At 44.9% G+C, this 15,932-nt stretch carries 11 protein-coding genes; 9 read left to right on the top strand and 2 right to left on the bottom strand.

Features of this window, described 5'->3' with window-relative positions; genetic code table 11:
- Positions 1-4: 4 nt before the first annotated feature.
- Positions 5-1,117: an efflux RND transporter periplasmic adaptor subunit gene (locus R7E38_RS04815; RefSeq protein ID WP_054579091.1), complete on the bottom strand. Its 1,113-nt coding sequence runs from the start codon at positions 1,115-1,117 to the stop codon at positions 5-7.
- Positions 1,118-1,222: 105 nt separating this feature from the next.
- Positions 1,223-1,564, bottom strand: a complete 342-nt coding sequence (gene erpA, locus R7E38_RS04810) for an iron-sulfur cluster insertion protein ErpA (RefSeq protein WP_005380031.1) — start codon at positions 1,562-1,564, stop codon at positions 1,223-1,225.
- A gap of 246 nt (positions 1,565-1,810) precedes the next feature.
- Between erpA and hemL the strand changes: the two genes are divergently transcribed.
- The 9 genes from hemL to R7E38_RS04765 all read left to right on the top strand — a co-directional run bounded on the left by hemL (position 1,811) and on the right by R7E38_RS04765 (position 15,929).
- Complete coding sequence (gene hemL / locus R7E38_RS04805) at positions 1,811-3,106, top strand: glutamate-1-semialdehyde 2,1-aminomutase (RefSeq protein WP_005380032.1); 1,296 nt, start codon at positions 1,811-1,813, stop codon at positions 3,104-3,106.
- A gap of 345 nt (positions 3,107-3,451) precedes the next feature.
- A complete protein-coding gene (locus tag R7E38_RS04800; protein ID WP_031779035.1) occupies positions 3,452-4,537 on the top strand; it encodes an AI-2E family transporter in 1,086 nt (361 codons plus the stop codon).
- A gap of 76 nt (positions 4,538-4,613) precedes the next feature.
- A complete protein-coding gene (rsmC, locus tag R7E38_RS04795) occupies positions 4,614-5,639 on the top strand; it encodes a 16S rRNA (guanine(1207)-N(2))-methyltransferase RsmC (RefSeq protein WP_033905578.1) in 1,026 nt (341 codons plus the stop codon).
- Between the two features lie 226 nt (positions 5,640-5,865).
- On the top strand, positions 5,866-9,252 hold the full coding sequence (locus R7E38_RS04790; RefSeq protein WP_318081687.1) for a response regulator: 3,387 nt from the start codon (positions 5,866-5,868) through the stop codon (positions 9,250-9,252).
- Between the two features lie 780 nt (positions 9,253-10,032).
- The gene (locus R7E38_RS04785; RefSeq protein ID WP_005380037.1) at positions 10,033-11,715 is read left to right on the top strand and encodes an ABC transporter substrate-binding protein; all 1,683 of its coding nucleotides are present in this window, start codon (positions 10,033-10,035) and stop codon (positions 11,713-11,715) included.
- A 170-nt stretch (positions 11,716-11,885) separates the two neighbouring features.
- Entirely contained in the window at positions 11,886-12,872 is a 987-nt protein-coding gene (locus R7E38_RS04780; RefSeq protein WP_005380038.1) for an ABC transporter permease, read from the top strand.
- A gap of 2 nt (positions 12,873-12,874) precedes the next feature.
- Entirely contained in the window at positions 12,875-13,900 is a 1,026-nt protein-coding gene (locus tag R7E38_RS04775; RefSeq protein ID WP_017635901.1) for an ABC transporter permease, read from the top strand.
- Between the two features lie 2 nt (positions 13,901-13,902).
- On the top strand, positions 13,903-14,886 hold the full coding sequence (locus R7E38_RS04770) for an ABC transporter ATP-binding protein (RefSeq protein ID WP_005380040.1): 984 nt from the start codon (positions 13,903-13,905) through the stop codon (positions 14,884-14,886).
- Between the two features lie 47 nt (positions 14,887-14,933).
- On the top strand, positions 14,934-15,929 hold the full coding sequence (locus tag R7E38_RS04765; RefSeq protein WP_005380041.1) for an ABC transporter ATP-binding protein: 996 nt from the start codon (positions 14,934-14,936) through the stop codon (positions 15,927-15,929).
- Positions 15,930-15,932: the final 3 nt, after the last annotated feature.

The raw sequence follows: 15,932 nt of genomic DNA, 5'->3' as shown, positions 1-15,932 counted from the left end.
CTTACTACTCATTAGCCGCTTCAATAACTACGTCATCAACTTTATTGGCCAGTACTTGATCACCATCTCGCACAAAACCTTGTCCCAGCACGATAATGTCTACACGCTCTCCTAACCCAGAGAGCCACACACCATCATCCTCGGCCTTAACGAGTTGAATTGGAACAAACTCAACATGCTCATTACGCAGTGTCTTGACACCTAAGTTACCTTCTTCATCGAGTGCTAACATGGCAGCCGTAATCTTTACTGCCAACACTTCACTCAAAGGTAGCTGTACTTCTGCGCTCATACCAGCAGGAATTCTTGCGTCTTGATTATCAATTTCGATTTCAATTGGAAATGTATTAGTAGAAGCAGAAGAAACACGTCCAATGTAGCGCACACGACCTTGATGATGCTGTTGGTTAATGGTTCTTACGTCGGCTTCTAGGCCTTCCTTAAGGTATTGTATATGCCGTTCACTGACATCGGCTTCAATCACTAAAGTATCCAAATCAATGACCGTCGCAATAGGATCGCCAATCCCGACAAAATCACCTAACTCAACAAAGTGGTGATCTACGATGCCATCAAATGGCGCTTTAACCTCAGTATTTCTTAAAGCCGTTTGCACGTTACTCAAATTCGCACGTGCATCTACCAACGCTGCTTGCGCTGTCGCAAACGCAACCTCACCTTGCAGTCCTCGACTTTTTAGCGATTTAGCTGCATTAAACTCTTTTTCTTTAACCAACAGCATCGCCTGGGCCCGTTTAAGTTGAATGCCAAGGTCGCGCTTATCGATGTTTGCGATCACTTGTCCCTGTTTGACCGCTTGGCCTTTCTTTATGTTAAGACTGACTATTTTACCTGCAACTTCGGCGCCAAGACGCGCTTGACGATTGGGCGCTGTTCGTCCATACAATTCAATGGTTTTACTGGTAGGTTCGGCAAGAAAAGTATCAAACATCACCTTTGCAAGTGGTGTCGTGTTCGTGGATGTTGAAGAGTTAGGATGATCATCTTGTGCTTTGAGTTGGCCGATGGTTAGCCATGCAACAAGAAGTAAGACGAGGATAAGAGATACTAGCCAAGGGCGCTCGACAATTCGGCGTCCAAAAGAAAGTCCAGACATATAAAGTCCTTTTTATTATTTCTCTGCATATCTGCGAGCGTGTGCTTTACGTGACATCCTTCTACATAAAGCACAGGCAGCCATTAGCTGCCTGTTAGGTGTTAATTACACACTGAACGATGCACCACAACCACATGTTGTCGTTGCATTGGGGTTATTTACGAAGAAGCGCGCTCCTTCCAACCCTTCTGTGTAGTCAACAATACCGCCAACGAGATATTGCAGACTCATAGGGTCTACAACCAGTGTTACACCACTGTTTACGATTGTCGTATCGCCTTCGTTTACATTTTCATCAAAAGTAAAGCCGTATTGGAAGCCGCTGCAGCCGCCGCCAGTAATGTATACGCGCAGTTTCAATGCTGGGTTTTCTTCTTCAGCAATCAATGCTTTAACGCGAGATGCTGCTGCGTCAGAAAAAGATAATGGTACGTTTACTTCGCTCACGAAGACCTCTCTCACTCGTGTAATGCGTCAAGCCTGAAGCAAGACGTCAAATTTGTGCTAATTGAGACGATTATCCAATACCTGACAAACTCGTTCAAGTATTCGCCGCCGATTCTTTATAACAGATGCGGATATATAAGATTACACTGCGAAACAACACATAAATTAAGCAAAACGTTTCTAACTTGATTATAGCTAGGTACAATGCGCTCCACTTGGTCCGAGCAATCAAAAGAGGATAACCCCATGACCAAATCATCAGAGCTGTATCAAAAAGCTCAGCAAACCATCCCTGGCGGTGTCAATTCACCAGTTCGTGCATTCAACGGCGTTGGCGGCTCTCCGCTATTTATCGAACGAGCAGACGGTCCACTGATTTTTGATGCCGATGGTAAAGCGTATATTGATTACGTTGGCTCTTGGGGTCCAATGATTCTTGGCCACAACCACGCGGTTATCCGCGAAGCAGTAATTGATGCAGCGCAACGCGGTCTTAGCTTCGGTGCGCCAACAGAGCTTGAAATCGCGATGGCAGAATTAGTTTCTGAGCTTGTTCCATCAATGGAGCAAATCCGCATGGTAAGTTCTGGTACTGAAGCTACGATGAGCGCGATTCGCCTTGCACGTGGCTTCACCGGTCGCGACAAGATCATGAAATTTGAAGGTTGTTACCACGGCCACGCTGACAGCTTGCTAGTAAAAGCAGGTTCTGGTGCACTAACACTAGGTCAACCAAGCTCTCCTGGCGTTCCTGCAGATTTTGCTAAGCACACGCTAACAGCAACATTCAACGACCTAGATTCTGTACGCGAGCTATTTGCTGCTAACAAAGGCGAAATTGCTTGTATCATCGTTGAGCCAGTAGCTGGCAACATGAACTGTATTCCACCAGTGGAAGGCTTCCACGAAGGGCTACGTGAAATCTGTGATCAAGAGGGCGCGCTACTAATTTTTGATGAAGTAATGACAGGCTTCCGTGTTGCTCTAGGCGGCGCGCAAGCACACTACAACATCAAACCCGACCTAACGACACTGGGTAAAGTGATTGGTGGCGGTATGCCAGTAGGTGCTTTCGGTGGCCGTAAAGAAGTGATGCAATACGTTGCACCTACAGGCCCAGTTTACCAAGCTGGTACCCTTTCCGGTAACCCTGTCGCAATGGCAGCAGGCTACGCATGTTTGAACCTTCTAAAAGAAGAAGGCAACGAAAAGCGCCTAGCTTCTAAAACGAAACAACTTGCTGAAGGTTTTAAGTCTCTAGCAGAAAAACACGGTATTCCGCTAGTTGTTAACCAAGTGGGCGGTATGTTCGGCTTCTTCTTCACTGACCAAGAAAAAGTAACTTGCTACGAAGACGTAACGAAGTGCGATGTAGAACGCTTCAAGCGTTTCTTCCACTTAATGCTAAAACACGGTGTCTACCTTGCGCCATCTGCGTTTGAAGCGAGCTTTACTTCACTCGCTCATGGTTCAAAAGAGATTGATGCCACACTAGAAGCTGCTGACCGCTGTTTTGCTGTTCTTGCAGAAGAAGCGAAGTAATCGCTAAAAACGTCGATAACGCATTTAGAAAAGGACCGTAACGGTCCTTTTTTATTGCCAATTCAAAATAACCAATATCGCTAATACCCCAACGACAATGCCAAACCACGGTATTCGCTTAGCTTTTTTCTCGGTTTGACACTTTTTATCACCGTTGCAACAACCCATAGCTCATCTCTTGATTGATAACCGACTGATTTGTAGTCATTATAGCAAGGTACATCGCCCTGCTCTAATTCGGCATTGTCATAAGCTTGAAAGAGTTAAGAGTGCAAAGTAATAAAGGTTACACGCCATCATTGAAGGCATAAACCGTAAACGTCACCTGTAAGTTGGACTAATACCATGCCAAATAATGTAAAAATAACGTCGAGTCACCGAGTACTAATGGTTGCTTTACTCGCCGCTGCTTTTGCTTGCTACTTATTGGTTGAGCCATATATCAATTCAATTGTGATGGCTTTTATCATTTCTTTGCTCATGTTTCCGATACACGAATGGTTTGAGCAGAAAATTCCCAAGCACCCCAATATGGCGGCACTGCTGTCATGTGTCGTCTTGACGTTTATTATTGTTATCCCGCTTTTATTTGTGTTTGCCGCCATTGTTCAGCAAGGCTCTGTTTTCTCACAAAATACATATAATTGGGTTACCAATGGTGGTATCCAAGATATATTCCAACATCCTTTCGTTATCAAAGGCTTAGCGATTGTTAATGAGTACTTACCTTTTGATAAAATCGAGCCCAAAGCCATCGCTGAGAAAATTGGGCAATTTGCCACATCGTTTGGCTCTAACTTAGTCGCTATCAGCGCAAAGATTTTAGGAGACGCAACCAACTTCCTAATGAACTTCTTCCTAATGCTGTTTGTGCTGTTTTTTCTGCTTCGTGACCACGACAAAATTATCTCTGCGATTCGTCATATCCTGCCACTCTCACGTAGCCAAGAAGACCGCATATTGACAGAGATAGAGCAAGTTTCTAAATCAGCCGTAATGGGCTCATTCATGACAGCGATTGCTCAAGGTTTGGCTGGCGGTATCGGTATGTGGCTCGCCGGTTTCCCTGGGTTATTTTGGGGAACAATGATGGGCTTTGCATCATTCATTCCAGTGGTAGGAACCGCGCTAATCTGGATTCCTGCAGCAGCGTACTTGTTCTTAACAGGCGATATGACTTGGGCTATCTTCTTGACGGTGTGGAGTGTAGTTATCGTTGGCTCTATAGATAACCTATTACGTCCGTTGCTAATGCAAGGCAGCGCCGGCATGAATACCCTTATGATTTTCTTCTCATTACTGGGTGGTCTGCATCTGTTTGGTTTGATTGGTCTTATCTACGGCCCACTTATTTTTGCCGTGACCATGGTACTGTTTAATATCTACGAGGAAGAATTCAAAGACTTCCTTAACCAACAAGACAACAGCTAGTCACCGCTTAATCACTTCAAGCTTGGGGCGGATTGTGCGAAAATCTGCCCCAAATTATTTCTGATGAACCAAATTTATGTCTGCTTATATCGCTCCTAGCCAAATAGCTCAGCGCCAACTTGAATACTTCAACGGAAAACACGTTTTAGTCGCTGGTGAAGTTGAAGACCTATTTCCTCTTGAGTTAGTGGCTCATTGTGAGTCTGTTGAAGTGTTTACTTCCAACTATAGCTACTACCGCCAAATTCAAACCTCTGACAAAGTGAAAAGTCATTTTGGCTCTGTGTTTGATGTTGAAACAAAAGCAGACATGGTCCTTTTATACTGGCCAAAAGCAAAAGCCGAAGCAGAATACTTGCTGGCGATGTTGATGGCGAAACTGGGCATTAACACCGAAATCGTCATCGTTGGTGAAAACCGCTCCGGCATCAAGAGCATCGAGAAGATGTTCCAAGAATACGGCCCTGTGAACAAGTACGACTCTGCTCGTCGCTGCTCATTTTACTGGGGTAATTGCCTCAATGAACCAAAACCTTTCAACCAAGCAGATTGGTTTAAGTCTTACACTGTTACACTCGGTGAGCAGTCGCTAGCGGTTAAGAGCCTACCTGGCGTATTCAGCCATGGCGAGTTCGACTTAGGTAGCCGATTGCTGCTTGAAGCCTTACCTAAGCTGTCGGGCAAAGTGCTCGACTTTGGTTGTGGTGCAGGTGTACTCGGTGCGTTTATGGCGAAAGCGAATCCAGAGATCGCGATTGAGATGTGTGACATTAATGCTTATGCGATCACTTCTAGCCAAGCCACATTAGAAGCGAATGGTTTATCCGGACGCGTATTTGCATCAGATATATACTCGGATACCGCAAAAGACTACCGCTTTATCGTCAGCAACCCGCCATTCCACAGTGGTCTAGACACAAATTACAACGCAGCGGAAACCTTGTTGGGTCAGGCACCACAATATTTAACCAAAGACGGCGAAATGGTGATTGTCGCGAATAGTTTCTTAAAATACCCACCAATTATCGAGCGGGCGTTTAATAATTGCGAGACGCTAAATAAGACCAATAAATTTTCTATCTACTACGCGAAAAAATCATAACTTCCCCCCGCGCGGGCACAAACCTGCGCGATTTTTTCTCATAAATTCAACACTCATAAGAAAAACTGCGTCACCCTGCACGCTTTACAACTAACTTTCTTGTCAAAGAAAAAAAACTCGTTAATTTTGTTAATTCTATCTAGTTGAACATCTTATCCGTTTTTAACGAGAACCTCGGCAGCGAAGTATGTTTTAGAACTGCCCATTATGAGTTGTAATCTTATCCATGTTTAAATTCTACAAAAAACAGAAATTTAAGCGCCTTCAGAGTACACTGATGACCGCATTTCTGGTGCTCAGTATCACACCTCTTACCATTACTGCGATCTTTTTCTTGCAGTCCCACAGTAAAGATCTGCAAGAACAAAGCACCTCGCACTTACTGTCTGTTCGAGATACAAAACAGCAGCAAATCATCGACTACTTTGAGGCACGAGAAACCGAAGTCATGGGCTTTGTGCGCTCAGAGTTGGCTTACGCCAGTGGTGGCCGATTCTACGGTCTCGTCAATGCTTTTAGTCGTTTAGGCAATGATATTGAAGAGTCTCGTAAAAACGCCCAACAGCGCTACATCGAGGGCAGCGGAGACCAAATCAAAACCTCAACGTTACCCGAGTCATCCAACTATGTAGGAAGTGAACGTTACCGGCTTTTACATAAACGCTATCATTGGGCCTACTTAGAGCTCCTCAAGCGCTCTGATTTTAATGACATTTTGCTGGTCGACATCAATGGTAACGTCACCTACTCGATCAACAAAGACGATAACTACGGAACGAACTTGTTATCAGGCCCCTACAAAGACTCGGCACTTGGCAAAACTTTCAAGCGTCTCGCCGATGATGTGACTGAACGTCGAAAAGTAAACGAAGACTACACTCCTGTGATTGTGTCTGACTTCGAGCTGGAAGGGGGGAAATCAGTCGCTTGGCTAGGTGCACCAATTGTTCAGCAAGGTTATCTACACAGCTATGCCATGTTCCGCTTGCCAAATAATGGCATCACTAAGTTAGCCGCAGACGCCAACCGAGAGTCATCAATTAACACCTTGCTGGTTGGAAATGATCACCAACCTCGCACAATTAACACGAAACAAGACGATATTAAGAACAGTTTAGAAGTGATCGATAAAGCACTCTCTGGTGCATTTGGTGTCGGCACTTACACAAACGGTTTAGGTGAAGAGATCATCGCGGCTTATGCACCGATTGAAACTCGTGGTGTGATTTGGGCGCTCGTCGTACAGTTACCAGAAAACGAAGCTTTCGCTCGTATCCATCAACTCGAAAAACTATTCGTTATCGCTATGTTGATCGCCATTATCCTTGTGGTGATCGCTTCTCACTATTTATCAAACTTTATCACTTCTCCGTTGCTGAAATTGACTTGGGTTGCCGAAAAGGTCTCTGCAGGTGATCTTGATGACACGTCTTTTAATACTGTTCGTAAAGATGAAATTGGTCGGCTTGCGTTAAGCTTTGAACGAATGCAACGCTCTATTCGAGAGAAGATTAAAACCATTAAGAAGCAAAATGAAGAACTAGAAAGCAACATACAGATCATTCAAAAACAGAATGAAGAACTGCAATTGGCCGATAAATTAAAAGATGAATTCTTAGCCACGACTTCTCATGAACTTCGTACACCGTTACACGGCATGGTCGGGATTGCTGAAACCTTAGCGTCCGGCGCCAATGGCGCGATCCCCGCTAGCCAGAAATATCAGCTTGATATCATCATTAAAAGTGGTCAGCGTCTCGCTAATCTAGTCGATGACTTGTTGGATTATCATAAAATGCGTTATGGAAGCATGGATATCCAGAAATCAGCAGTGAGTTTGGGCAGTGCAACACGATTGGTTTTAGAGCTTTCTAGCCATTTACTTGGAAGTAAAACCATCCGCATCATCAACCAAGTCCCAGCGGATTTAAAAGCAGTGTCAGCTGACCCGCAACGCCTTGAACAAGTGCTATATAACCTGATTGGCAATGCGATTAAATACACCTCAGAAGGTAAAATTGTTATCTCCGCTAATGTGGTAGATGATCATGTACGCGTACAAGTCGTGGATACTGGACAAGGAATTCCCGCAGAACAACTTGAACATATTTTTGAACCACTTATCCAAGCAGGGCAAGACGCGAGCCGTTATCGTCAAGGTGCAGGACTTGGGCTCTCCATTAGCCGTCAATTGATCGAATTAATGGGAGGCTCGTTATACGTCAGTAGCCAACCAATGGTCGGAACTACCTTCAGTTTCACTTTACCGCTCGCCAGTGAAGAAGAAATCCAAGCAACCCAGACTCTAGCTGCGCACGGGCACTTCCAAATTCCTGAAGTTAATGTAGAGAACAGTGAAGACTTATCACTTCCAGAGAACCCAGACGGCCCGTTACTGTATGTTGCTGACGATGAACCAGTAAACTTACGCGTGCTTGAAAGCTTTTTACGTTTAGAGGGCTATCGTGTGCGTACTGTCTCCGATGGGCCAGAAACGTTAGCGCTCGTCGAGCAAGAGAAGCCGGAACTTCTGTTATTGGATATCATGATGCCAGGCATGAGCGGCTACCAAGTTTGTAGTGAACTACGTGAAACCTATGATCATGCCGAGTTGCCAATCATTATGCTCACCGCACTCAGTCAAACAGAAGATCGTGTAAGAGGTTTTGAGGCAGGAGCCAACGACTATTTATCGAAACCATTTAATAAACAAGAGTTGGCGGCACGTATCCAAGCGCATTTAACGGCAAGTAAAGCAGAAATGCGCCATATGGAAAACAAAGTGCTAGAGTCTGAACTTAGACAGCGTGCAGTCGTTGAAGCAAGCTTACTTGAGACTCAAGGTCGTTTGTTGGAACAGCTAGAATCGGCTCCTGAAGCTATCATCTGTCTACGTGAAGACAAGCGTATTCGCTTTGCTAACGAAGCTGCTTGTAAGCTATTCAAGCGCAGCTTAGAACAGCTAAAGCGTTCATCTGCTGATGAGCTGATTGCCCCTAAATATCTGACCGTCAAACAACCTCATTACTGTGGCAAGATTGATATCTATATTGAAGATATTCGTCAGAACATCGAAGCAGACATTCTTAAGCTCCCTGAAGGTTCAGGGTTAGATATCATGTACATCTTTAATGTCGGCGGTGGAGCCAGTGCCGCTCGCATACATAATCTAGAAACCGCCGTAGAAGTGCTTTCAAGTTATGCATTTGATGGTGACAAAGACCAATTGCAAAAGCTAAAAGAGCTTGGCGGAGAATTTACGCGCCTTGCAGACAAAGCGCTCGGTAATAAAAAAGACAAGCAAGAACTTATGCGAGAAGTTCTAGTAGACGCAATGACACATGCTTTAGAGTATTGGGAATCTGTAACGGGTGAAAGTAAGTTCGCATTTGCAGAGCAAAGTGGCTTGTGGCGCGTTTATCTAGACCGTAGTACTTTGCAAACACGCACCTTAGATAAATACATGCGTATAGAAACATTACCCAAAACACCACGTTGGAGAACGGTGCTAAGCTCGATAGAGTTCATTCTCGAACACTGCAAAGAACAGAGCCCCGAGAGAGCATACATAGAAGCACAACGAGATAAACTACAGCGACTATTGACCAGCTAATATTTATCAAAAAACTAGCCCAGCGTGCATGCTGGGCTTTTTTGTTATTCGAGTATTCCCTTCCTAGAGATAAAAGAGACCGCCTCTTCCTACCCCATTAACATATTTCCAATAACGAACATTCGGTTAGACATCGCTATCTATTGTTGGTCTTCAAAACGTACGATCTTATCCATTTAACTGGCCTTAATTAGGTAAGTTCGAGCAACCAAAAAACTTCATTCACACAATAAAAAAAGGACGACAAACGGAAGAAAACTGTCGATAAAAAAGGCCATTTTTCAGATAACAAGCGGATTTTGACGAACTATTGATAGAGATTGCGAACTTAATCACAACAGAACGGCAGATTAATTTTTAGCTGATTAATTAACACCATTTCTGCATGTGAGCGAGATCTCCGAACCTAGAAACCAAGCAAGAAACGTATATTTTAAATGGATCACCAGGTTAGTAATCACCAACACTCATTATTAACAAGGATATAAACTGCGACGCATATCAACGTTTATTTTTTGTCCCTCTACTGGTTAAAATTAGCCAAAATAACGTTTATAACGGAGAGCTCAGAGATTTTAACGTTTTTAACGGGAATCAAGTTTGATTATTTTATGGATAAGGTGTTTTCTTACTCCTGCCTAAGGCCTACAGGCCACTCTTGGCGAAACTCAATGTTGTAATGAGTAAGGCATGTACAAGAGGTAGGTCTTAGAGAGTGTTTATCAATTGATGACATTCAATTCCATTTAGTGAAATGAAAGCAAATAGTAAGGAACAGCTATGCTTGCCAATATTAAAAAAACAGCACTAGCAACAGCAATTATTGCAACGGCTACTACAGGTTTTGCATCGGTAGCTACTGCGGCTGAACGCAGTGAACTGACTATCCACCCTAAAGAGTTTACAACTTTCGTTCGTAACTTTAACCCTTTCTTGGGTGCAACTAACCTGCACACAACAACCGACTTTATTTACGAGCCGCTCGTTGTTTTTAACGAAATGCACGGTAACACGCCTGTATTTCGTCTAGCAGAAAACTTTACCATGGCTGATGACCTGATGAGCGTAACCTTCGATATCCGTAAGGGCGTAAAATGGTCTGATGGCAAAGCGTTTACCGCTGATGATGTTGTTTACTCTTTCAACCTAGTTAAAGAGAAGCCAGAGCTAGACCAATCTGGTATCAACTCTTGGGTGACTGGCGTAGAAAAAGTTAACGACTACCAAGTTAAATTCCGTCTAAGCGAAGCAAACTCAAACGTTCCTTACGAAATTGCGAAAGTACCAGTCGTACCTAAGCACGTATGGAGCAAAGTAAAAGATCCAGCAACATTCACAAACGAAAATCCAGTAGGCAGTGGTCCATTTACTGAAATCGACACTTTCACACCGCAGCTATATATCCAGTGTGAGAACCCGAATTATTGGGATGCTGACAACCTAGATGTAGATTGTCTGCGTGTGCCACAAATCGCGAACAACGACCAATTCTTGGGCAAAATCGTTAACGGCGAAATGGACTGGACGTCTTCATTCGTACCAGACATCGACCGTACGTACGCTGCAGCAAGTCCGAATCACCACTACTGGTACCCACCAGCGGGTACTCAAGCATTTGTAGTGAACTTCAAAAACCCAGACGCTGCGAAAAACGAAGCACTAACTAACGTTGACTTCCGTCGTGCGTTCTCTATGGCGCTAGACCGTCAAACTATCATTGATATCGCTTTCTACGGCGGCGGTACAGTGAACGACTTCGCATCTGGCCTTGGCTACGCATTTGAAGCTTGGTCTGATGAAGAGACGCACAACAAGTACAAAGGCTACAACACATACAACGCGGAAGGTGCGAAAAAGCTTCTAGCTAAAGCTGGCTTCAAAGATGTAAACAAAGATGGCTTTGTGGATACACCATCTGGCAAGTCTTTCGAGCTTCTAATTCAATCACCAAACGGTTGGACTGACTTCAACAACACGGTACAACTAGCCGTTGAGCAACTAGCAGAAGTGGGCATTAAAGCTCGTGCTCGTACACCGGACTTCTCGGTATACAACCAAGCTATGCTAGAAGGTACTTACGACGTTGCTTACACCAACTACTTCCACGGTGCAGATCCACACTTGTACTGGGATAGTGGCTACAACTCGAAGCTACAAGCTGGTGACGGCATGCCTCGCTTTGCAATGCACTTCTACAAGAACGATAAGCTAGACGGTCTTCTTAACAGCTTCTACAAGACAGCAGATAAGCAAGAACAGCTAGAGATCGCTCATGGCATTCAGAAGATCATTGCTCAGGACCAAGTAACTATTCCTGTGCTATCTGGCGCGTACATGTACCAATACAACACAACTCGCTTCACTGGTTGGTGGAACGAAGAAAACCCTAAGGGCCGTCCAAACATTTGGGCAGGTATCCCAGAGCGTCTACTTCACGTACTGGACCTAAAACCAGTTAAATAAGTAGAAGTTCATTTCAAGCGGCATACATCCCGTGTGCCGCCTATAAAAATCCCTTGTTAACGAAACCAATATGTGGCGCTCGTCGTCAGGGGATTTTTCGCTCTAAATTTCGCTAGGAGCGACCTGAAACCAGAAACAGGGAAAAAATCTGGGTGAGTAAGGTGTGAGTTATGGGTTATTTTTTAAGACGTTTGTCGTTCTATCTTGTCGCGCTCTTAGTTGCAGCGACGTTAAACTTTATTATTCCGCGAGCAATGCCTGGTGACCCAGTTACCATGATGTTTGCTAATGCTTCAGTACAGGTGACTCCAGAACGAATCGCAGCAATGAAAGAACTGCTCGGTTTCGTTGATGGGCCAATTTACATTCAGTACTTCTCGTACATTAAAAACATTCTAAGTTGGGAATTGGGCACCTCAATCCAGTTCTACCCACTTTCAGTTAATTCTTTACTAGGTAGTGCATTTGGCTGGTCACTATTTCTAGCTGGTACTGCGGTTGTACTTTCTTTCTCCATCGCTTCTGTCCTTGGTATTTTTGCCGCCTGGAAGCGCGGTAGTAAGTACGATGCATTCGTAACGCCTGGTACATTGATCATTCAAGCTATTCCACAAATGGTTATCGCAATGTTAGCGCTGTTTACCTTTGCGATTGGCCTGAAATGGTTCCCATCTGGCTATGCTTACACGCCAGGTACTATTCCTGATTGGACAAGCTGGGAGTTCATCAAGAACGTGGGTTACCACGCTGTATTACCTCTATTCTGTGCAACCATCGTTCAAATTGGTGGCTTCCTAGTTAACATGCGTAACAACATGATCAACCTTCTCGCCGAAGACTATATCACGATGGCTAAAGGTAAAGGGCTGAGTGAAAACCGCGTCGTCTTTAATTACGCCGCACGTAACGCACTACTTCCAAGTGTTACCGCACTGTCTATGTCTTTAGGTATGGCCATTGGAGGTCAATTAATCATCGAGATGATTTTCAACTACCCAGGCCTAGGTACTGTTCTATTGAACGCAATTCACGCTCGTGACTACCAAGTACTTCAAGGTCAGTTAATTATCATGACGATGTTCATGCTGTGCTTCAACTTAATGGCTGACATGCTGTACATGATTCTAGACCCTCGCCTACGTACGGGAGGCAAATAATCATGAAAGAACTATTCAAACTTATTTTAGGTAACGCATTTGCTCGCATTGGTCTTGGCATTGTTACGCTGTTCGTGTTCGTTGCGATTGCCGCTCCTTTACTTACAAAGCATGCGCCAGACAAGCGAACCGGTAACCCACACGAATACCCAAGCTTTGTTGTAAAACAGGCACAAAACAACCCTGATGGTTGGGTCGCTAAAAACCTAGCAGACGATCGTCGTACACTGCTTATGTCTAAAAAGGCCGACCACGTATTAGGTACTAGCCGAATGGGTCGCGATATCTGGTCGCAGGTGGCTTACGGTGCACGAGTATCACTGGGTGTAGGCTTTGGTGCTGGCATCATCGTGTGTTTCTTAGCAACAGTCATTGGTATATCGGCAGGTTACTTCGGCGGTAAAGTGGATGACGTATTGAGTGCCGCGATGAACATCATGTTAGTAATCCCGCAGTATCCATTGCTATTCGTGTTGGCGGCCTTTATCGGTGAAGCAGGCCCACTCACCATTGCCTTGATTATCGCTAGTACTTCTTGGGCATGGGGTGCACGTGTTGTCCGCTCTCAAACTATGGCACTACGCGAGAAAGAGTTCGTTAAAGCTGCCGAAGTATTGGGAGAGTCTTCATTCCGCATCATCTTCGTTGAGATTTTACCAAACCTTATCCCAATTGTCGGTGCGAGCTTCATTGGCTCAGTAATGTTGGCGATCAACACTGAAGCGGTCATTTCGTTCCTAGGTTTGGGTGATGCCAACACGATCAGTTGGGGCATCATGCTTTACAACGTGCAAACCTCATCAGCCATGCTGATTGGCGCATGGTGGGAAGTACTAGCACCTTGTATTGCCCTAACACTACTGGTTACTGGTCTTGCTCTGTTGAACTTTGCCGTTGACGAAATTGCGAACCCTCAACTTCGTTCTCACAAAGGCATGAAACGCTGGAAAAAACTAGCAGCAAAAGACAAGAAAGAGCGTGAGCCTGAACTGGCACCACAAAATGCACTATGGAGCGGAGATAAATAATCATGACTGCACCACTAATTTCCATCCGTAACCTATGCGTAGACTACATCACAGACGCGGGCGATGTCCGCGCCTGTAACAACGTGAGCTTCGACATTGCACCAGGTGAAGTATTCGGTCTGGCTGGTGAATCTGGCTGTGGCAAATCCACTGTTGCCTTCTCACTAATGCGCCTTCATAAGCCACCAGCGTTTATCACAGGTGGTGAGGTTATCTTCAACGGTGAAGATATCCTTCAGTACAGCGATGATCGCATGCAAGCGTTCCGCTGGAGTGAAATGTCGATGGTATTCCAGAGTGCGATGAACGCTTTGAACCCTGTTCTAACCATGGAAGAGCAGTTCTGTGACGTCATCATGCGTCATACCAATATGACTCGCGCTCAAGCAAAAACACGCGCTGAAGGTCTGCTGGAAATCGTTGATATCCACCCTAGCCGATTGAGTGATTACCCGCACCAGTTCTCTGGTGGTATGCGTCAACGTCTAGTAATCGCAATCGCTTTGGCTCTGAACCCAAAAATGATCATCATGGACGAACCGACTACCGCATTGGATGTAGTGGTTCAACGTGAAATTCTACAAAAAATTTACGCGCTTAAAGAAGAGTTTGGTTTCTCAATTCTGTTCATCACACATGACTTGTCATTGATGGTCGAGTTCTCGGATCGTATCGGCATCATGTACTCAGGTGAGTTGATTGAAGTCGCGCCTTCTAAGCAAATTCTGGAAAGTCCTTACCACCCTTACACCAAAGGTTTGGGTAGCTCTTTCCCTCCACTAACTGGACCAAAGACCAAATTGACTGGTATTCCAGGTAACCCGTTGAACTTGCTAGAAGTACCACGGGGCTGCCGCTTCCAAGCTCGTTGCGATCGCGTACATGAAGCATGTACACGTGTACCAACCCAATTACGTCAAATTGAACCAGGTCGCCTCTCAAATTGCCATTTGTACGGCGACACCATTGCTCAAGCTAAGGTTTAACAACAAAAAAACGCTAGCTAAGAACAAAAATTACACTGGAGAGAATTATGAGCAAACAATTCGGCGAACTGCTGATTGAGGGTAAAAATGTCGTTAAGGACTTCCCTTTAAACAGTAACTCAATCAAACAATCTAAGATGCGCGCAATCAACGACGTCTCTTTCAAAATGTACAAGAGCCGCGGCTTGTCAGTGGTAGGTGAATCTGGTTCAGGTAAGTCTACTACTGCAAAAATGATTGCAAAAATGTACGCACCAACCGATGGCATCATTGAATACAAAGGTCGTGATATCCAAGACATCACCTCTCGTCACGATTTAATGACCTACCGTGAAGGTGTACAAATGGTGTGGCAAGACCCGTTTGGCTCGCTAAACCCAACGCACAATATCTTCCACCATATTGCGCGCCCGCTGCTGATTCATAAGAAAGTAGCACCGGGCAACAAGAAAGAACTGGAAGAGCGTGTGTACGACCTACTTGAACAAGTTGGTCTTATTCCACCAAAAGAAACGGCGCAAAAGTTCCCGCACCAGCTATCTGGCGGTCAGCGTCAACGTGTAAACCTAGCTCGTAACATCGCAGTTGGTGCTGAAGTGGTATTGGCGGATGAGCCAACATCGATGCTCGATGTATCAATCCGTGCCGGTGTTCTGAACTTGATGGAAGAGATGAAGTTCGAGAAACAAATGTCTCTGCTTTACATCACTCACGACATCGCAACAGCGCGTTACATTGCTGAAGATCTCGCGGTCATGTACGTAGGTCACATGGTTGAATGGGGCGATACTGAAGAAATCATTCACGATCCTCAACACCCATATACGCAACTGTTGGTATCTGCGGTTCCAGATCCATCGAAGTCTATTCACGAGAAACTGAAAGGCAACAAAGGGGAAATCCCACTTTGGACACCAGAATCTGTCGGCTGTCCATTTGCTGGACGTTGTGTACACGCTACCGACAAATGTCGCGAACGACTACCGGGCGTCACTCAACTGTCCGACAACCACTTTGTCCGCTGTTACTTATTTGAAGATTAATCA

Origin of the sequence: Vibrio sp. Vb2131 (assembly GCF_033338535.1) — a bacterium.
GTDB classification, from domain to species: domain Bacteria; phylum Pseudomonadota; class Gammaproteobacteria; order Enterobacterales; family Vibrionaceae; genus Vibrio; species Vibrio alginolyticus.
The sequence above is the reverse complement of the archived record's forward strand: the minus strand, read 5'-3'. Positions and strand labels throughout refer to the sequence as shown.